Origin of the sequence: Streptomyces sp. SCUT-3 (genome assembly GCF_014083985.1) — a bacterium.
Taxonomy (GTDB): domain Bacteria; phylum Actinomycetota; class Actinomycetes; order Streptomycetales; family Streptomycetaceae; genus Streptomyces_H; species Streptomyces_H thermolineatus.
Genome location: NZ_CP046907.1, coordinates 2,453,565 through 2,471,217, shown reverse-complemented (window position 1 = coordinate 2,471,217; position 17,653 = coordinate 2,453,565). Strand labels below are relative to the sequence as shown.

18 protein-coding genes and 1 tRNA gene are annotated in these 17,653 nt (G+C 72.0%); 10 read left to right on the top strand and 9 right to left on the bottom strand.

Annotation, left to right across the window (positions count from 1 at the left end; all coding sequences use genetic code 11):
* The first annotated feature begins 187 nt into the window (after positions 1-187).
* Both rlmB and GQS52_RS10795 read left to right on the top strand, forming a co-directional pair.
* The gene (rlmB, locus tag GQS52_RS10800) at positions 188-1,144 is read left to right on the top strand and encodes a 23S rRNA (guanosine(2251)-2'-O)-methyltransferase RlmB (RefSeq protein ID WP_182313188.1); all 957 of its coding nucleotides are present in this window, start codon (positions 188-190) and stop codon (positions 1,142-1,144) included.
* A 164-nt stretch (positions 1,145-1,308) separates the two neighbouring features.
* Positions 1,309-3,054, top strand: a complete 1,746-nt coding sequence (locus GQS52_RS10795; RefSeq protein WP_182313187.1) for a DoxX family protein — start codon at positions 1,309-1,311, stop codon at positions 3,052-3,054.
* A 286-nt stretch (positions 3,055-3,340) separates the two neighbouring features.
* Here GQS52_RS10795 and GQS52_RS10790 read toward each other — a convergent pair whose 3' ends face one another.
* The 3 genes from GQS52_RS10790 to ugpC form a co-directional block, all read right to left on the bottom strand.
* On the bottom strand, positions 3,341-4,093 hold the full coding sequence (locus tag GQS52_RS10790) for a nucleotidyltransferase family protein (protein WP_182313186.1): 753 nt from the start codon (positions 4,091-4,093) through the stop codon (positions 3,341-3,343).
* A 38-nt stretch (positions 4,094-4,131) separates the two neighbouring features.
* Positions 4,132-4,572, bottom strand: coding sequence for a hypothetical protein (locus tag GQS52_RS10785; protein WP_182313185.1), 441 nt, complete (start codon positions 4,570-4,572; stop codon positions 4,132-4,134).
* 229 nt (positions 4,573-4,801) lie between these two features.
* Entirely contained in the window at positions 4,802-5,917 is a 1,116-nt protein-coding gene (ugpC, locus tag GQS52_RS10780) for a sn-glycerol-3-phosphate ABC transporter ATP-binding protein UgpC (RefSeq protein WP_182313184.1), read from the bottom strand.
* A gap of 281 nt (positions 5,918-6,198) precedes the next feature.
* Here ugpC and GQS52_RS10775 point away from each other — a divergent pair.
* Positions 6,199-6,272, top strand: a tRNA-Thr gene (locus GQS52_RS10775).
* A 639-nt stretch (positions 6,273-6,911) separates the two neighbouring features.
* Positions 6,912-7,325, top strand: coding sequence for a hypothetical protein (locus GQS52_RS10770; RefSeq protein ID WP_182313183.1), 414 nt, complete (start codon positions 6,912-6,914; stop codon positions 7,323-7,325).
* A gap of 296 nt (positions 7,326-7,621) precedes the next feature.
* On the opposite strand, the gene GQS52_RS10765 is transcribed toward GQS52_RS10770, so the two are convergent.
* Positions 7,622-8,650 carry an alcohol dehydrogenase catalytic domain-containing protein gene (locus GQS52_RS10765; RefSeq protein WP_182313182.1) on the bottom strand — a complete coding sequence of 343 codons (1,029 nt, stop codon included), beginning with the start codon at positions 8,648-8,650 and terminating at the stop codon, positions 7,622-7,624.
* Between the two features lie 124 nt (positions 8,651-8,774).
* On the opposite strand from GQS52_RS10765, the gene GQS52_RS10760 reads away from it, so the two are divergent.
* Positions 8,775-9,230: an Lrp/AsnC family transcriptional regulator gene (locus GQS52_RS10760; protein WP_182313181.1), complete on the top strand. Its 456-nt coding sequence runs from the start codon at positions 8,775-8,777 to the stop codon at positions 9,228-9,230.
* 51 nt (positions 9,231-9,281) lie between these two features.
* On the opposite strand, the gene GQS52_RS10755 is transcribed toward GQS52_RS10760, so the two are convergent.
* Complete coding sequence (locus GQS52_RS10755) at positions 9,282-10,265, bottom strand: GNAT family protein (protein ID WP_182313180.1); 984 nt, start codon at positions 10,263-10,265, stop codon at positions 9,282-9,284.
* Positions 10,266-10,375: 110 nt separating this feature from the next.
* On the opposite strand from GQS52_RS10755, the gene GQS52_RS10750 reads away from it, so the two are divergent.
* Entirely contained in the window at positions 10,376-11,008 is a 633-nt protein-coding gene (locus GQS52_RS10750; RefSeq protein WP_182313179.1) for a TetR/AcrR family transcriptional regulator, read from the top strand.
* A 185-nt stretch (positions 11,009-11,193) separates the two neighbouring features.
* Here GQS52_RS10750 and GQS52_RS10745 read toward each other — a convergent pair whose 3' ends face one another.
* From GQS52_RS10745 to GQS52_RS10735, 3 genes are all read right to left on the bottom strand, one after another.
* The gene (locus tag GQS52_RS10745) at positions 11,194-12,309 is read right to left on the bottom strand and encodes a cation diffusion facilitator family transporter (protein WP_182313178.1); all 1,116 of its coding nucleotides are present in this window, start codon (positions 12,307-12,309) and stop codon (positions 11,194-11,196) included.
* 367 nt (positions 12,310-12,676) lie between these two features.
* Positions 12,677-13,915, bottom strand: a complete 1,239-nt coding sequence (locus GQS52_RS10740; protein WP_259370701.1) for a helix-turn-helix transcriptional regulator — start codon at positions 13,913-13,915, stop codon at positions 12,677-12,679.
* Positions 13,896-14,210: an antibiotic biosynthesis monooxygenase gene (locus GQS52_RS10735; RefSeq protein ID WP_182313176.1), complete on the bottom strand. Its 315-nt coding sequence runs from the start codon at positions 14,208-14,210 to the stop codon at positions 13,896-13,898. Before GQS52_RS10735 ends, GQS52_RS10740 begins: the two co-directional genes overlap by 20 nt.
* A gap of 214 nt (positions 14,211-14,424) precedes the next feature.
* Here GQS52_RS10735 and GQS52_RS10730 point away from each other — a divergent pair, with 214 nt between their 5' ends.
* From GQS52_RS10730 to GQS52_RS10715, 4 genes are all read left to right on the top strand, one after another.
* Positions 14,425-14,832 (top strand): ATP-binding protein, encoded by a 408-nt coding sequence (locus GQS52_RS10730; RefSeq protein ID WP_182313175.1) that lies wholly within the window; start codon positions 14,425-14,427, stop codon positions 14,830-14,832.
* 164 nt (positions 14,833-14,996) lie between these two features.
* Complete coding sequence (locus GQS52_RS10725) at positions 14,997-15,173, top strand: hypothetical protein (RefSeq protein ID WP_182313174.1); 177 nt, start codon at positions 14,997-14,999, stop codon at positions 15,171-15,173.
* Between the two features lie 125 nt (positions 15,174-15,298).
* Positions 15,299-16,228: a hypothetical protein gene (locus GQS52_RS27690; protein ID WP_259370700.1), complete on the top strand. Its 930-nt coding sequence runs from the start codon at positions 15,299-15,301 to the stop codon at positions 16,226-16,228.
* Between the two features lie 242 nt (positions 16,229-16,470).
* Positions 16,471-16,977 carry a GNAT family N-acetyltransferase gene (locus tag GQS52_RS10715; protein ID WP_182313173.1) on the top strand — a complete coding sequence of 169 codons (507 nt, stop codon included), beginning with the start codon at positions 16,471-16,473 and terminating at the stop codon, positions 16,975-16,977.
* Between the two features lie 27 nt (positions 16,978-17,004).
* Here the strand turns inward: GQS52_RS10715 and GQS52_RS10710 are convergent, their stop codons facing one another.
* Positions 17,005-17,502 carry a YfbM family protein gene (locus GQS52_RS10710; protein WP_182313172.1) on the bottom strand — a complete coding sequence of 166 codons (498 nt, stop codon included), beginning with the start codon at positions 17,500-17,502 and terminating at the stop codon, positions 17,005-17,007.
* Positions 17,503-17,653 lie beyond the last annotated feature (151 nt).

The following is a 17,653-nucleotide window of genomic DNA, read 5'->3' as shown; positions in this document are numbered from 1 at the left end:
CGTCCGGCCGGCGGGCCGGGCCGGATCCGCAGAACCGGACCGGCCCGGACCGCTCCGGACCCCCACCGCCCGCAAGACCCGCAGCCGACAGCCGCCGGAGCACCCTCCGGCGCGGCAGTCCCGAAGCCACGGACGGCGCCCCGCGCGCCGCGCGGCCACGGGGCGCAGAAGAAGAAACAGGTGACCCATGGCCGGCAACAGCCAGCGCAGGAACCGGCGTTCCACGAGCAAGAAGGGCATGCAGGTAGGCAGCGGCGGCCAGCGCCGCAGGGGACTGGAGGGCAAGGGCCCGACCCCGCCCGCCGAGATGCGCAAGGGCCACGCCAAGCAGCGGGCCGCGAACGCCAAGGCCAAGCGCGCCGTCGCCCAGCAGCGCCGCGGCGGCGGGCCGCGCGGCGCCAAGGCCGCCTCCGAGATGGTCGTCGGCCGCAACCCGGTCGCCGAGGCGCTGCGCGGCGGCGTCCCCGCGACCGCCCTGTACGTGCTCCAGTACATCGACAGCGACGACCGGGTCCGCGAGGCCCTCCAGCTGGCCGCCGACCGCGGCATCCCGCTGATGGAGGCCCCGCGCCCCGAGCTGGACCGGATCACCGGCGGGCTCAACCACCAGGGCCTGGTCCTGCAGGTCCCCCCCTACGAGTACGCGCACCCCGACGACCTGCTCGAGGCCGCGGCCGACGAGGGCGAGGACCCCCTGATCGTCGCCCTCGACGGGGTCACCGACCCGCGCAACCTCGGTGCCGTGGTCCGCTCCGCCGCCGCCTTCGGCGGACACGGCGTGGTCGTCCCCGAGCGCCGGGCCGCCGGCATGACGGCCGGCGCGTGGAAGACCTCCGCCGGCACCGCGGCCAGGATCCCGGTGGCCCGCGCCACCAACCTCACCCGCACCCTGGAGTCCTACCGGAAGGCCGGGGCCACCGTCGTCGGCCTCGCCGCCGACGGAGGCGTGGACCTGACCGAGCTGGACGTCCTGGACGGACCGGTCGTGATCGTGGTCGGCTCCGAGGGCAAGGGCCTGTCCCGCCTCGTCGGCGAGACCTGCGACCTGACCGTCCGCATCCCCATGCCGGGCGGCGCGGAGTCCCTCAACGCCGGTGTCGCCGCCGGCATCGTCCTGTACGAGGCCGCCCGCCGCAGGGCCTGACCGCGCACCGCGCGCCCCGCGCCGCCATTGCTGCCGGGGCCGTGACCGCCGCGGCCGCCGCCGTCACAGCCGCCCGGGCCGACCGCCCGGGCGGCTTGACGGATCCTTGACATCGATACGGAGCGAGACAGTGTCCTAACGGACCGTCGCTCGGTTAACCGGGCGTGGACACAAGAACATCCCCCGACCGCGCAGGGGGACGCGCCCAGGGGATAGAGGACCCGATCCTGAGCCCGGTCAAAGTGCCGTCGGACCCGGCCCAGGTCACCGTCAACCACGCCAGCTTCCGCGTGATGCTCGCCCGGACGCCGCGCCCCTCCATCCTCACCGGTGCCGGAACCGGCCCGCTGCCCATCGTCCCCACCTCCGTCCGCACCGCCTCCGACGCCCGCACCCCCCTCGGGGCCGCGGCCGGCTTCCGGCAGGGCGGACGCGGAAACGCCTCCCCGTGGGCCGCGGTCCCCGGGCCGGCCGCCGGCGGGACGGACCCGGACGGGACCGAGACCACCCAGCGGATGCCCGTCCTGCGCCCGGACGCACCGCACCCGGACGCCGCCGGGACGCGCCTGCTCCCGCAGCTCGCCGGCCCCGACGAGGACAGCGGGCTCCACGACACGCGGCGCGTCCGGCCCCTGGTGGTCTCCCAGCGCGACCCGCGCGGCCCGCACGCGGCGGGCCCGGTCCACGGCGGCGCGCACGACGCACACGACCGCGACGAGTACGGCGACCGCGACACGTACGACGGCGACCGTGAGGCGTACGACGACCGCGACTCCTACGGGCGGCAGGACGGCCTCCTCGGCCTGGTCCGGCTGCGCGGCCGCTCCGAGCCGGTGCGCCACGCCTTCTACCCGGGCCACCGGATGAACCTCGGCCTGGTGCTGCTGCCGCTGCGCGTCTTCCTCGGCTTCGTCTCGGTCTACGCCGGGATGAGCAAGCTGTGCGACCCGGTGTTCTTCGGCGGCGGCGACCGCGGCTCGATGGTGCAGTGGCTGTCCTCGCTCGAACCGTGGACGGCCGCCGAACCGCTGCGGGACTTCGCACTGACCCATCCCGTCGGCGCCGGCCTCGCCGTCGCCTTCCTGCAGATCGTGGTCGGCACCCTCACCATGCTCGGCCTGTGGACGCGCCTCGCGGCCGGCGCCGGGATCCTGCTGTCCGCCGCCCTCCTGCTCACCGTCAGCTGGCGCAGCGCCCCCGCCTACAACATGCCGGACTTCATCTACCTGGCGGCCTGGAGCCCGCTGCTCATCGCCGGCGCACCGGTCTACTCGCTCGACGCGCGCCTCGCCGGAGAGGCGTGGCGCACGCTGGGCCCGCGGGCCCCGATCGCGGACCTGCGGCGCCGGGTGCTCCGCCGCGGCACCGTCCTGGCCGTCGTCGTCGTGGGCATGACGCTGCTGCTCGGCTCCCTCCTCGGCGGCGCCGTGCGCTCCGGGAGCACCACGATCCACGTTCCCGGGCCGTCCGACCCGCCCGTCAACAACCTGCCGGGCTCCCCGCTGCCGACACCCACCGGCGGCCCGCGCGGCGGCACCCCCTCCCCGGGCGGGAACGGGCGCGGACCGGCCTCCCCGTCGGCCATCCCCTCCGAGCGGGCGTCGAGCCCGGCGGCGGAGCCGGCCCCGGACGCGGGCACCACGGGCGGCGGAGTCCCGCAGCCGGACGGCCCGACCGTCCAGGCACCGCAGGAGCAGGCGCCGCCCCCGGCCCCCCGGGAACCGGCCCCGACACCCCCCTCCGCCGGAAGCGGCGGCACCTCCGGCGGCGGAGGCGGCTCCGACGAGGGCTCCTCGGGCGGCGGCAGCGGCAGCGGCGGGGCCATCGGCGGACTCCTCGGCAGCGGCGAGAGCTCCGGCTTCGTCCTGGGCATGCGGGAGAAGGAGAGGGGAGAGGGAACGGCGGTCTGACCCCTGCCTGCGGACGGCGGCCCCTGTGCCTTCCGCACACCGCAACGGGCGGCGGCCCCGGGCCGGACTTCGAGTCCGGCCCGGGGCCGCCGCTTGTTTCCGTGTTCTGCCGTGTCCTGCCGTTTCCGCGTCCTGCGCCGGGCCGCCGGGCCGGTGCAGGACGCGCGCTCACGTCCGTACCGTCCGTACTGTCCGTACCGGTTGCCCGTGTCGCGCCGGCACCTCCCGTGCCGCGCCTGTGCCGCGCCCGTGCCGCCCGTAGGACCGTGTGTCCCGTCCGGCCGCCTCAGCGGTGGTGGGGCCGGTGGGCGATCTCCCTGGCGGCCTCGGTGAGGTCCTTGACGGTGTCGATGGCCCGCCAGTAGGAGCCCTGCGGGATCGGGTAGCCGGCGAGCCGCCGTTCGCGTGCCAGCTGGGGGAACGTGGTGCGCTCGTGGTCCCCGTGGTCCGGCAGCAGCTCGGTGAACTCCGGGGAGAAGACGTAGACGCCCGCGTTGACCAGGTAGGGGGAGGGCGGGGACTCGATGAAGTCCAGGACCTGCCCGAACTCGTTGGTCTCCACGGCGCCCCACGGGATGTGCGGGCGGGCCAGGGCGAGGGTCGCCGTGGCGCCCCGCTCCTGGTGGAAGCCGGCCATGCGGCGCAGCGAGAAGTGCGTCCAGACGTCGCCGTTCGCGGCGTACCAGGTGTCGTCCGGCCGGGGGAGGGAGGCCGCGGCGTACTTCAGGCCGCCGCCGCGGCCCAGCGGCTCGTGCTCGACCACCGTGGTGACGGTGAGGGGCAGGTCGGCGGACTCCAGCCACTCCTGCAGCACCCCGGCGAGGTGGCCGCAGGCGACGACGGCGTCGGTCACCCCTTCGGAAGCCAGCCAGGTGAGCTGATGGCCGATGATCGGGGTCCCCGTCCCGGGGATCTCGACCATCGGCTTGGGGCGGTCGTCGGTGAAGGGACGCAGCCGCGTGCCCTGGCCGCCCGCCAGGATCACGGCCTGCGTGACGGGAGGGTCGCAGAGAGGGTGCGGATGCGTTTCACGGTCCATGTTCTGCACTGTATTGCGCAGAACGCCGCACCGTGCGGTCAGCGGCCCGGGGCTGTGGCCACGCCGGCGGCGAACGAGGTGTCGCAGACCGGCCGGGACCACGCGTGGGCGAGGGGCAGGCTGCCGCCGTACTTGGCCACCGCCGCGCGCCCCAGGCTCCTGGCGATGGAGGTGCAGTACGGGGCCAGGGAGGGCCTGCGGTTCATCTCCTCCTGGAGCCGGGTCAGGGCCACGCCCGGGTCCTCCTCCTGCAGGACGGTCACCAGCTCCTGCTCCAGCGCGTCCTGCGGCGTGGCGGGCCGCCGGACGCTGTCGGAGGAGGTGTCGCGGGCGGTGGCCCCGGCGGCGGTCAGGACCTGGGCCTCCGACCCGGACGGGGCCCACGGGACCCGGGTCACGGCGAGGGTGCCCGACAGTACGAGGACGACGGGCAGGACGAAAGCGAGGGTTCGGCCGATACGGCGCGCTGCCTGGTTCACGCCAGGATGGTAGCGAGAGGTAGTCATATGGGGACATTCGGTCACACTGATGAGTGACAAAAACGAGGTTTGCCCCGTGTGCTGGGTTGACGCGTGGTCGCGAAACGGGAAGCGGGGTGCGGCACGTTCCCCGTGCCGCACCCCGCTCCGCCCGACCGCGTCCGGCCGCCTGCCCGCGCCCTGCCCCGCCCGGAGGGCCGGAGGGCCGGCGGGTCAGTCGCTCGGATACTCAGTCGCTCAGGCGCGTGCCGGTGGAGGTGGAGAACACGTGGGTCTCGCCCGCCTGGGGCACCACGTGCAGCGTCTCGCCCTTCATCGGGACCTGGCGGCCGTTCACGCGGACCACGAGGTCCTTCTGCTCCCCGCCGATCTCGGCAGTGCCGTAGACGTAACCGTCGGCGCCCAGCTCCTCGACGACGTTGACGGTGACGGCCACGCCGGACGGCTCGCCCTTCGCCGGGCCGGCCTCGCCGCTGACCACGGTGAAGTGCTCGGGACGCACGCCCACGGTCACCGTGCGGTCGCCCTTGTCGGCGGCGGCCTGCAGGGCCTCCCGCTCGACCGGCACCACGCTGTTGCCGAACTTCACGCCGCCGTCGGTGATCGGCACCTCGACCAGGTTCATCGCCGGGGAGCCGATGAAGCCCGCCACGAAGAGGTTGGCCGGGCGGTCGTACATGGTGCGCGGCGTGTCGACCTGCTGCAGCAGGCCGTCCTTGAGGACCGCCACGCGGTCGCCCATCGTCAGGGCCTCGACCTGGTCGTGGGTGACGTAGACGGTGGTGGTGCCCAGGCGGCGCTGCAGGCTCGCGATCTGGGTGCGGGTCTGGACGCGGAGCTTGGCGTCGAGGTTCGACAGCGGCTCGTCCATGAGGAAGACCTGCGGCTCCCGGACGATCGCCCGGCCCATCGCCACGCGCTGGCGCTGGCCGCCGGAGAGGGCCTTCGGCTTGCGGTCCAGGAAGTCGGTGAGGTCGAGCATCTTCGCGGCCTCTTCGACGCGCTGGCGGATCTCCGACTTGTTCACGCCGGCGATCTTGAGCGCGAAGCCCATGTTGTCCGCGACCGTCATGTGCGGGTAGAGGGCGTAGTTCTGGAACACCATGGCGATGTCCCGGTCCTTCGGGGGCAGGTGGGTGACGTCGCGGTCACCGATGCGGATGCTGCCGCCGTTGACGTCCTCGAGGCCCGCGAGCATGCGCAGGGAGGTGGACTTTCCGCAGCCGGAGGGGCCGACGAGGACGAGGAACTCACCGTCCGCGATGTCCAGCTGCAGGGCGTCGACGGCGGGCTTCTTGCTGCCCGGGTAGAGCCGTGTCGCCTTGTCGTACGTGACCGAAGCCATGGTGTCAGGGGTCCCTTCACCGGCAGGAACGTGCCGGACGATCCGAGTAAAGGAAGACCTTCAGGCCGCGAGCCTCGCGGCCCGGTCTGGTCCACGGGAACGTGAACTTTCGGTGACGCTACCCGCGCGGCCACCGCTTGTCAGCCCCCGGGTACCGGGCGCTTCCTCACAACCCGCCGCGGCCCGCACGCCACCGCGGCACCATCGCGTCCGAAAACCCACCCGCCTCCCACCTCCGACCTTGAGTACACTGCACAACGGCCCCGCCTCGGCAGGGCCGCGCCTCCTTAGCTCAGCTGGCCAGAGCACCGCTCTTGTAAAGCGGGGGTCGTCGGTTCGAACCCGACAGGGGGCTCCGGCATCTGAACAGCGACAACGCCCCGGACCGGTCGAGGTCCGGGGCGTTCTCGTGCCCGATGACATCCACGGGTGACATCAACGGCGGCGTTTGCGCGGCCGGTCCATGTGGCTGATCGCCTCCCGTCTTGGTGGTGTCCTCGTACAGGACGCCGTCGATGCGCTGCAGCTGGTTCTGCACCGTGACAATCCGGCTGTCCAGGTCCACGTCCGACCAGTGCAGGCTCAGGACCTCCCCGTGCCGCATGCCCATGGCGACGACCAGGGCCAAGGCCGCGTAGAGCGGATCGCGCCGAGCCGGGGAACGGCCGACGGGCGAGTTCGTCGGCGCAGGTCGGCGGTCCCCCGGCTCAGGGCGCATCCGCGTACGCACCGTTCCAATCCGGTGTCGCACGATTTGGACACTGCCGACGGCACCTTGGCGGCTCACATGCGCTATGGGCTCGGAGGGTGGTTCGTGAGTTGATGTCCGGTTCGCCGTTGAGCTTGAACGAGAGGTGCCGTTCGGCCCTCCACGTCGGAAAAGGGTGCGAAGCGGCCCGTCGGAGCTTCATCGACGACCTCGGCGTCATCGCCGTTGTCACCGACTGAACCGTACTCTTGACCTCAACTTTGGTTTAGGTACAACACTTGGTGCATGAAGATCACAAACAGCAGCACCATTCTCTTCCGCAACACCATGCGCATCACCGACGGCCACCTCGACGGCTTCCGGAACGCCATCGCACAGGCGGTGGCATTCGCTCAGGAGCACGGCCCTCAGATCATGGTGGAGGTCTTCATCGACGAGGAGCGGATGCTGGCGCACAGCTTCCAGCTCTACCGCGACTCCGATGCCGTCCGCGCCCACTGGCGGCTGTCGGACCCGTACATCCGCGAGGTGATGGAGCACTGCACCGTGCAGCACTTCGAGGTATTCGGTGAACCGGACCACGACATCGTGGCGGCCCTCAAGACCCCCGATGGCGAATCCTTCCCTTTCACCATCTCGCCCCGCCTTGCCGGCTTCAATCGTCTTGAGACGCCTGAACGGGGTGAATCGCCCTCCTAGAAGGCTTGCGCCTTCCCTCGCCCGCGGCGAAAAGTGGTGAGCGGTCGGCGCAGGCAGTTCACTGCTTGACCATCGACAAAGCCCAGCCGTCGGTCAGGTCCCGGACTGCTCCCGGACAGGCCGGGATACCGATGAGAGTGCAGCCATGGTTGGCAAAGGTGTCCTGTGAGAGGTTTTCGGCTGCCTTGCCGGATACCGAAACACCAGGTCAGGGGCCCTCCCGTTCGTCGGACGGGAGGGCCCCTGCGCTTGCGGCACACATATGGCACACATGCGCCTACTGACAGACCCGTGCGTCATGGCCGGATGGCGATCTTGATGGCTCGGCGCGTGTTCATGGCCTGATAGGCGGTCGCGACGGCGTCCAGGGGCAGGTCGGTCGAAAGCACCGGTGAGGGGTCGAGCCGACCTGCGAGGACTTCCGCGAGCAGAGGTTCCAGGTAGCGGCGGGCCGGAGTCACCCCGGCCCGCAGGGCGATGTTGTGGCGGAACAGACGGTAGAGGTCGACGCGGTCCACGCCGTTGGGGACCCCGACGGAACCGATCGTGCCGCCGGGCCGGACCAGGTCGATCGCGAGGTCCAGGGCGGACTGGGTTCCCGCACACTCCACGACGCCGCTGACGCCGCCTTCGGTCTCGTCGCGGACGAATCCGACGGTCGCGAGGTCGTCCGCGGCCAGGACGTCGGTCGCGCCCATGTGCTTGGCGAGGTCGCTGCGGTCGGGGTGCCGGCCGACGAGGATGATCCGTCCGGCTCGGGCACGGCGGGCGGCGAGCACCGCGCAGAGCCCGACGGCGCCGTCCCCGAGGACGACCACGGTCGATCCCGGCCGGACACCGGCCAGGAAGACGGCGTGGGCACCGGTTGCCATGACGTCCGTCAGTGGAAGCAGGCGGCGCAGGAGTTCGGCGTCCGCCTCCGCGCGCACCGGGACGAGCGTGCCGTCGGCGAACGGCACGCGCACGGCCTCGGCCTGGCCGCCGTCATGGCGGCCGCCCCAGAAGCCGCCGTTGGGACAGGAGGTGAACAACCCGTCGCGGCACGGTCGGCAGGTGCCGTCCGCGAAGGCGAACGGTGCGAGGACGAGGTCGCCCGCGCGGAGGCGGGTGACGTCCGCGCCGACTTCCTCGACGACTCCGATCCATTCGTGGCCCATGCGGTCGCCCGGCGTGAACGACTCCTGGCCTCGGAACGGCCACAGGTCGGATCCGCACACGGCGGCGAGGGAGACCCTCACCAGCGCGTCACTCGGTTGCTCGATCACCGGGTCGGGAACGTCGACGAGACGGACCTGCCCGACCCCTTCCAGCACGGTGGCTCTCATGGGCGATCACGATAGGCTGCCGCCGCCCGTCCGGCCATGCCGTTCCGACGGGATACCCGCGCTGTTTCCGTCGATCAGAAGGTGATTCGGCTTGTCTGTTTCCCAAACGTCAGGAACAGATGCCGTGGATCTCGCGATCCTCCGTGAGCTCTCCCGCAACGCCCGCGTCAGCCTCGCCGAGTTGGGTCGCAGGGTGTCTCTCAGCCGGCCGGCGGTCGCCGAGCGGGTGCGGCGCCTGGAGGACTCCGGTGTGATCAAGGGCTATGGCGTCCACCTCGATCTCGATCGGCTGGGGCTGGGCCTGCGAGCCCACGTTTCGCTGCGCCCCCGGACCCGTTCCGCCCGGAATGCGCAGATCCTGCGCGACCGGCTGCTCGCCATGGGCCACGTCCTGTCGTGTGTCCACGTCACCGGGGGGAACTGCTACGAGCTGACGGTCGCGGTCCGGGACGCACAGCACCTCGAACAGGTCATCGAGCACCTCTCGGAGATGGGTGACACCACCACCGGTGTGGTGCTCTCCGAGCCCGTGCATCCGCGTGACGTGGACGTTGCCGCATGGCTCCTGCGGGACGGCTGAGAGCGACGCGCCCGGCAGGACGCGCCCGTGGGCTGCGGGCCCGGACGTCCATCACTCCGGGAGTCGGTCCGGTTCGTCGTCCCAGGCCATGGAGGACATCCTCCAGCCGGCCCGGGTGCGAAGGAACTGGGTGGTCTTGTGGCCGTGTCCCTCGAAGCGCGCTCCGTCCCGGACACCGGACTTGCGGTACTCGGTGAAGCGGTGCGCGACCGATCCGAAGATCTCCGTCCGCCCGGAGACCTCCCACTCGGAGAACTCCGTCAGCGTTCCGTCGGTGAGCATCTTCTGACGCGGCTCGACGAACGCGTCCAAGTCCATGACCACGGGGTCGTTCCCGACGTTCGAGATGATCCTCCCCTCCGGGACGAACAGCTCGCGGATGATCCGCAGATCGGCGCACCGCCCGCCGGTGTTGGTGAACGAGTCCATGAACAGGCCCATCAGCCGGTCGATTTCCGCCCGGTCGCCGGCCGTGACCGCGGACCGATCCCCTGCCGGCGGCCACTCCTGTGCGAGGACGGACCACACCTCGCTGTCGTGCCGCAGCCCGCGGTACGGATAACGCTGCCGGAGCACGCCGTCCCGGGTCATGCCCAGACGGCGCGCGGACGCGATGCTGCGGGTGTTGCCGGAGGCGGCCCACCACTCGACCCTGCTCATCCCGCGTTCGGTGAAGGCCCAGTCGATCAGTGCCCGGCACGCGCGGGTCACCAGCCCCCGGCCCTGCCCGGCCTCCTCCAGCCAGCAGCCGATCTCGCACACCCCCGAAGAGGTGTCGAAGCGGGTGAACATGACGCCGCCGACGAGCACACCGTCCAGCCAGATCCCGTATATCCGGCCGCTGTCGGAGGACGAGAGGTCGGCGTAGCGCTGGAGGGTCGCCCTGGCCGAGGCCAGGTCGGTGGTGAGCGACGCCCAGGGGATCCACGGGTCGACCAGGGGGCGGGCCCGGTCGATGTGCGCCAGGAACTCCGGTGCCTGCCAGGGCTCCAGAGGACGGAGTTGCGCGTGGTCGCCGAGCGGTTTGGTGAACATGGACGTTCCGCCTTCCGGGTCGGGCCGGCCGGTGACGCAGGCAGAGAAGCTGCCTGCGGGCACATGGCGAGGAGGGTGCATAACAAGCGTTCGGTACGTAGGCTAGCGGCATGGCGCCACCCGCACCCGGAGATCACGAAGCCCGCCGCAAGGACGTCTCCGAGGCGGTGTGGCGCGTCCTTGCCGCCAAAGGATTCGGTGGTCTGACACTGCGCGCCGTCGCCGCCGAAATGGGCGTCTCGACCGGCATGCTGACGCACTACTTCCCGAGCAAACGGGCCCTGGTCACGCACGCGCTGGACCTGCTGGAACAGGACACGGCGGGACGCCCGCGCCGGACTCCTCCCGCCGACGGCCTGCCCACCGTGCGGGCCGTGCTGCTCGACATCCTGCCGCTCACGCCGGCCGACACCGCCCGTAACCGCATCTGGGTCAGCTCCTGGGACCTGTCCCTCGCCGACGAGGCGCTGGCCGCCCAACAGGGCGACCGGTACACGAGGTTGCGCGACAGCTTCCGCCCTCATCTCGAGACGGCACGTGACCTCGGGGAGATCCCCGCGAAGGCCGACACCGGCCGACTGGCCGCCGCCGCTGTCGCCTTCGTCCACGGACTCGTCGTCCAGGCCCTCTTCGACCCCGGACGGTTTCCCGAGGACGTGCAGATCGCCATGGTCGACGACTTCGTCGCCCGGCTCGCCCGGGCCGAGCCCGACACGGCCCCAGGCTCCTCGCGGGATGCCTGAAGCACGGGATGAACATGCAGATCCTGGCCGATGATCCCTCCGGCCCGGCCCGGGAAGCCGGGCCCATTACCGGACAGGTTGATCACGTGCAGCTGTTCCTGACGCCTCCGCCGCCCGCGAAGCCGAGGGCGGCGGCGTCCCAATAGGCGCTGATGGCGGCGGAGTCCGTCATGGCGTTGAGCCTTTCAGCGGCCACCGACGGAACTGCCTGCCGCCGGGGCCGGACGGCCCGGCCGGACGGTGTGGTGGACGAGGCCGGCGTGCGGGTCGCCGTCGGCGGGGGTGTGGTCGGTGTGGACGGTCGCGGCGGTCAGTCTGGGGACCGCGTGGATCAGGGCGTGCTCGGCTGCGACGGCGAGCCGGTGGGCCTGGACGACGGTCAGGTGCGGGGCGACGACGATGTCGGCCTCGGCGCGCAGGGTGTGACCGATCCACCGCATCCGTACCTGGCCGGTGTCCAGCACGCCGTCCACGCCCCGCAGGGCGGTGTGCGCGGTGTCGACGAGGGCGGGGTCGACGGAGTCCATCAGGCGCCGGTAGACCTCGCGGGCGGCGTCCTTGAGGACCACCAGGATGGCGATGGTGATCAGCAGGCCGACGATCGGATCGGCGGCCTGCCGGCCCAGTGCGGCACCGCCGGCACCGAGGAGGACGGCCAGCGAGGTGAAGCCGTCGGTGCGGGCGTGCAGGCCGTCGGCGACCAGGGCGGCGGAGCCGATCCGCCGGCCGGTGCGGATGCGGTAGCGGGCCACCCACTCGTTGCCGACGAACCCGACGGCCGCTGCTGCGGCGACCGCCCACAGGTGGGTGATGTCCTGGGGGTGCATGAGCCGGTCGACGGCCGTCCAGCCGGCCAGGACCGCGGAAGCCGCGATGGTCGCCACGATGACGATGCCGGCCAGGTCCTCGGCGCGGCCGTAGCCGTAGGTGTAGCGGCGGTTCGCCGCCCGCCGCCCGAGGACGAACGCGATGCCCAGCGGGACGGCGGTCAGGGCGTCGGCGGCGTTGTGGATCGTGTCGCCGAGCAGCGCGACCGAACCCGACAGCGCGACGATCACGGCCTGGACGGCGGTGGTCGACCCCAGGACGACCAAGGAGATCCACAACGTGCGCACGCCTTCGCGGGAGGTCTCCATCGCCGCGTCGACCTTGTCCCCGGTGTCATGGCTGTGAGGCGTGATCAGATGGGCGAGTCGGTGCCGGAGCCGGGCCGGCCGGGATTCTCCGGGCCCGTGTCGGTGCCCCGTGCTGCTGTGTCCGGGGCTGTGATCGTGCGCATGGGTGTGCCGATTCCCCTTCATGGCCCACACGGTGGCACACGGATTCGATTGCGGCTACAGCCGTCGTACGCGCTGTGACCAGGTGCGATGCTCTCGCAGATACCGTTGCGGTGCCAGGAGGGCAGCAACGGGGGCGAGTCGGGCTCAGGAGCCCTGGTCACCCCGGCGAACGCTGCGCAGCATGTGTTCCAGCGCCTGCTCTGCCCACGAGCAGGGCGACCAACGGAAATGCGGTTGGGGCGCCTGCCGGGCCTGTGAAGCAGGGGCTGTCGGTTCGAACCCGGCAGGAGGCCCTACCGTCCGAACGGCAGGAACGCCCCGAACCAGTCGAGGGCCGAGGTGTTGTTCCTTGCCCGGTGGCATCAGCGGCGGCGTTCGAGCAACCGGTTCACGTCCCGGTCCGTACGCCGCGCACGCCCAGTTCGTCGGCCAGCGCATGCAGTTGGCCGGACGGCGAGGGCCCGCTCATGGCGAGCAGGTCCGAGACGAGCTGTTTGGTGATTGGCATGGCCCGGACGATCTCCGGCGAGAGCTGATGTGCTCTCACCAGTGCGGATACCGCGTCCGTCACCTGTCGGCGCTGGGTGTGCGCCCGGGCGACGTCGATCCGGAAGCGTACCTGTCGCTCGGGAGAGAGGCCGGAGACGTCGACGGTGTCCGCCGCGCGCAGGGCGGCTCCGGCGTCACCCAGGGCGACCGCAACGGCGACTTCGTGCAGGCTCACGTTGGTCGGCCCGAACTCGGTGTTGTAGTCGTTGCGCCCTTCGCCGACTCGTTCGGCCGCTTCGCGCGCCTCGCGGAGGTACGCGTAGGCGTCCTCGGCCTGCTCCAGGCGTGCTGCGGCCACGGCCCGTTGCAGGGTCAGTGCACCGCGCAGCGCCACCGCCTCGGGGCGGCCGTGCGCGGCCAGTGGCGCCAGTGCCTCGGCGGCGCTGCCTGAGGACTCGGCGGCCTGGCCGTAGTGGCGTGCGCCGAGGAAGACGATGGAGAGCCGGAAGGCACCTGCTGCCACCAGCAGCGGGTCTCCGGCCCGCTCGGCGGCCGTCACGGCGCGGTCGGCGGCGATCCAGGCGGCATCCGTCTCCCCTGCGTTCGCCAGTGCCGCGCTGCACGAGTGGTACATGGTCGCCAGCAGTCGGAACAGCTCGGGGCGGTCGGGCTCGGGAGCCGACCGGACGGCCGACTCCAGGCGCGGCACCAGTTGCTCCAAAAGCTCGGACAGGTCTGCGTAGTCGCCTGCGTGCGTCAGCGTCCACGCGCGGTCGACCTCGGCTCGCAGGGCCGGCACGTCCGGTGGTTCGTGGTCACCGAGGAGGGCCTTCAGCGAGTGTGCGGCGCTGAGTACCAGGCGCAGGCGGTCGGTCCCGGGCGGTTCGCCTCCGGCCACCGACGCCACGACCGGCGCTTCTGCCGCCAGCTCGGCCAACGGAAGTTGAAGGACGTCGGCGACCTTCTCCAGCACCGTCATCCGGTCGACCCGGCGCACGCCCCGCTCCACCTGGGACACCCAGGCCTCCGAGCGGCCCAGCAGTCCGGCGAACTCTTTCTGCGAGAGCCCGCGGCGCTTGCGGTGGGAGGCGATCCTGCGACCCAGCGCCTTGGCGTACTCAGTGCTCAACGTCCACACCCTTGCCCGAGACCAGGTCCAGGAAGTCGACCTCGACGGAGGACAGGTACTGCTCCCGCTCGGCGAGGAAGGCGCGCACGTACTCCTGCGCCTCGTGGGCGGCGAACGCATCCTCGTTCCGGTACAGCTCGTAGAAGACGCGCTCCAGGGGGCGGCCGTCAACACGGTGCACCGCGTAGATCACCGTTTCGGGTTCGTTCGCACGGATCTGTGCCCCGGTCCGTGCCACCAGGTCGTCGAACCCGGCCGCCGCAGCCTCGTCCTTGCAGGTGAAGCGCACCATCAGCCCGAACATGCGGGTCCCTTCTTCCGTCGATGTCTCGGCTCGGCACCACACCACGGCATGAACGCTATGCGGTTGACGACCGCACGAAAAGTACGCTCTTGCCCTCAATGGATCCGCACTTTGAGTACGGTGCTAGTACTAATTGTACGGCTGAATGTGTCCGTGATGGCGGCTCTAGCTGTCTGACACAGAAAACCGCAGGTCACTGCCCTGGAGAAGCACCATGACTCCCTATCAGCACACCTTCCCCGGGACCCCCGAAGAGATCGCCAGGGCTCGCAGGTGGACCCGTGACGTCCTCAGAGGCCTTCCCTGCGCCGAGGACGCGGCCTTGATCGTGACCGAACTCGGCACCAACGCCTTGGTGCACACCGCCAGTGGCAACCAAGCGGGCACCTTCCACGTCTCCCTCACCCTCGTGAACCAAGCCGTCATGATCGCGGTGACCGACTCGGGAGGGGCCAAGACCACACCACGGGTTGAACACCCCAGTGACGACACTCCCCGCGGCCGGGGACTCGGCATCATCGACGCTCTCGCCGAGCGCGTCGAGATTCACGGCGACCACCGCGGTCACACGGTTACCGTCCACCTGGGTCGGACCTCGGTTCCGCAAGCGGTCCCGTGCTGAACCCCGGCGAATTGCAACTGCGCCAGTGCCTCACCCTCCGGTACGGGTACTGGTGTGAGGCCATTGCCCACACTCACCAGGACAACCGCGTCTTCTGGCTCGGTTCTCACCCGGCAAGTACCCCGCGTCTCGCCCTGCGTTGGCTCCGCTCTCGTGTCCAGGACGTGACCGACCAACTCGACCCGGCCCCCGCTCGACCGGCCCTGCATTGGCTCGGCGACCACGCCGAACACGAACGTGCCCTGGCATCCCTCGCAGGCGGCGAGCTGTACGCACTCACTCTCGCCGACGACACCACCCGCTACGTCCTGTCAGCCCGCCCCGTGGGAAGCTCCCGGTGAACCGGGCCGGCCCCGTCATCTCCTGCGGCTGCCGGTGCAAATCCCGAACCCGTGGCCCCGCCACCGGTAACACTGAGCGGTACTGGTCGGCCGGGTGGGTGAGTGGTCATCCTCGGGGAGGGGGCGTGGTGTCGGGACGTGCCGGGATGCGGGAAGTGTGGAGTCTGCCGGAGGCGGACGTCCGGGCGGGGCGGCGGGCGCTGTGGTGGAGTGTCGGGCCGGAGGGGGAGCTCGCGGTCCTGCTGGTCCACCGGCGGTACCTGCGGCGCGGCGGCGCCCGGGGGTGGGTGGGGTTGCGGCCGCGGGGCCCGTTCGACGGCGAGCTGGTCACCCTCACCGCCCCCGGGAAGCAGCGCACGCCGCTCAACGGCATCCGGGAGAACCCCGGACACCTGGCCCTGCTCCCGGGCGGGCGGCTGCTCCTGGCCGGGGGACGCTGCCGCCGGGGGGAGGCCGACGGGGCCTGGGAGCCGAACGCCGTGGTGTACTCCGCCGAGGGGAAGCCGACGGGGGCCTTCTGCATCGGCGACGACGTCCCGGTCCTGGTGACCGACCGCAGCGGGGGCATCTGGACCGCGTACGGCGACGAGGGGATTTACGGCAGCCATCCCGAGAGCCGGGCAGGCCTGGCGGGCTGGGACTCCGACGGCCGCGTCACGTGGCGCCCCCGGGGCCGGCTCCCCGACCGGCCCCTGCAGGGCTGCACGGCCGCCACCGACGGCGACCGGGTGTGGCTGGTCTGGTACTCCGGCACCGGCAGCGGCACCTTCCTGACCCGGATCACCCCGTCGACCGGGGAGGTGGTCAGCCGGCCCGGCCCGGTGCACGCCCCGGACGAGTTCGCCGTGCGCGGCAACCGTGCGGTCATGGCCGTCCGCAACCACAACCGGCCGTCGGTCGAACTGGTCCGAGCCGAGTCGGACGGGGCCGGATGGGCGGTGACCGACCGGCGCGCGGTCCGCCTGCCCGGCCGCGTCGTCATGCACTGCGGCCAGGGCCGTGACGGCTTCCTGTGGCTGCGCGCCGGCAACACGTTTCTCCGCACCAGGGCGTGACGGTGCGTCGGGGCAGACGTCGGGGCAGACGGTCGGCCGGTGCTTCGCCGGGCGCGGTGCCGGGCCCCGAGGACCCGGGTACGGCGGTGCCGCGTCGGCGGTGGCACGTCGTCGGGGACGCGGTAGCGTGCGGCCCGGTCCCCGCGCGGACGGGCCGGCGCTCCTACCTGGGCCCCGCTCCGGCCGGCGCCCGGACCGTGTGTTCGGCGACCGGTCACTTGCCGGGAGAAAGGGGAGGCTTCGTGGAGGCCCAGGCCATCGGCACCGGGCGGCTGGATCTGCTGCCGCTTCTCGTCGAGCACGCCGAGGAGATGGCCGCGGTGCTGTCCGATCCGGCCCTGCACACCTTCGTCGGCGGCGCCCCGGAAACCGCGGACGCCCTGCGTGCACGCTACCGGCGCATGACCGCGGGCTCTCCCGACCCGGCTGTTTCCTGGCTGAACTGGGTGATCCGGCTCCGTGACGAGGACCGTCTCACGGGCACGGTCCAGGCGACGGCCGGCCCTTCCGGCCACGGCTCCGTCGCCGAGATCGCCTGGGTGGTGGGGACCCCGTGGCAGGGGAGGGGCATCGCCACCGAAGCGGCCCGGGGGCTCGTCGCCTGGCTCGAACGGCAGCAGGTGCAGGCCGTCGTCGCCCACATCCACCCCGGGCACCGGGCATCCGCCGCGGTGGCCGCTGCGGCCGGGCTCGCGCCCACCGGTGAACGGCACGAGGGCGAGATCCGGTGGCGCCGGAGCCTCGGGTGACGACCTCACCGGTACGGTCCGGTGCGGTCAGTCCAGCCAGACGAGCAGCGCGTCCCCGTCCCGGGCCGCGGCCCCGAAGAACAGGGCCAGTTCCGCGTACCGGCCGCGGGCCCAGTCGAGGGACTCCGGGCTGTCCCATCCCTGGGGGTACACCCGGGCCTCGGCCGGCTCCCGGTGGTCGACCCCTGCGACGAGCCGGTCGTACGGAGTGCGGCGCAGTGCCTCGGCGGCCAGCCGGACCCGTTCCGCGGGCAGGTACAGCGGGGGCCCGTACCCCCAGTCCTCCTCGGTGAACAGTTCCTCTCCGTGGACGACGTTCACCGGGAAACCGGAGCGCCGCAGCAGGAAGTCCAGCAGGGCCCAGGTCTTGTACGTGCTGAAGCACCGGGCCTCGGTCGGCGGCGGCTGCGACTCGTCCTCCGCCTCCCGGGCCTCGGCGACGAGGCGCAGGGCCAGGCCCGGCTCCCGGAGTGCCTTCTCCAGTTCGGCCGCCGGGACGCGGAAGTACTCTCCGATCATGCTCATGGCCGGAGGCTAGGTCCTGCCTCGGACACCGCCGTCGGCGGGCGGGGAGGAACGGCGCGTCCCGGGCGGGCGGGGCGCCGGCCGCCTTCGGTGAACCGGCTGTTCACCTGCACAACCATTGGCGGACGCCGCGGGTCCCACTTTCGGAAAG

What these genes read in the sequence shown, in the direction of transcription:
- rlmB (WP_182313188.1), top strand. Translation starts at nt 188, where the DNA reads ATGGCCGGCAACAGCCAGCGCAGGAACCGGCGTTCCACGAGCAAGAAG.
- GQS52_RS10790 (WP_182313186.1), bottom strand. Translation starts at nt 4,093, where the DNA reads ATGGACCGTGAAACGCATCCGCACCCTCTCTGCGACCCTCCCGTCACG.
- ugpC (WP_182313184.1), bottom strand. Translation starts at nt 5,917, where the DNA reads ATGGCTTCGGTCACGTACGACAAGGCGACACGGCTCTACCCGGGCAGC.
- GQS52_RS10770 (WP_182313183.1), top strand. Translation starts at nt 6,912, where the DNA reads ATGAAGATCACAAACAGCAGCACCATTCTCTTCCGCAACACCATGCGC.
- GQS52_RS10765 (WP_182313182.1), bottom strand. Translation starts at nt 8,650, where the DNA reads ATGAGAGCCACCGTGCTGGAAGGGGTCGGGCAGGTCCGTCTCGTCGAC.
- GQS52_RS10755 (WP_182313180.1), bottom strand. Translation starts at nt 10,265, where the DNA reads ATGTTCACCAAACCGCTCGGCGACCACGCGCAACTCCGTCCTCTGGAG.
- GQS52_RS10750 (WP_182313179.1), top strand. Translation starts at nt 10,376, where the DNA reads ATGGCGCCACCCGCACCCGGAGATCACGAAGCCCGCCGCAAGGACGTC.
- GQS52_RS10745 (WP_182313178.1), bottom strand. Translation starts at nt 12,309, where the DNA reads ATGAAGGGGAATCGGCACACCCATGCGCACGATCACAGCCCCGGACAC.
- GQS52_RS10735 (WP_182313176.1), bottom strand. Translation starts at nt 14,210, where the DNA reads ATGTTCGGGCTGATGGTGCGCTTCACCTGCAAGGACGAGGCTGCGGCG.
- GQS52_RS10730 (WP_182313175.1), top strand. Translation starts at nt 14,425, where the DNA reads ATGACTCCCTATCAGCACACCTTCCCCGGGACCCCCGAAGAGATCGCC.
- GQS52_RS10710 (WP_182313172.1), bottom strand. Translation starts at nt 17,502, where the DNA reads ATGAGCATGATCGGAGAGTACTTCCGCGTCCCGGCGGCCGAACTGGAG.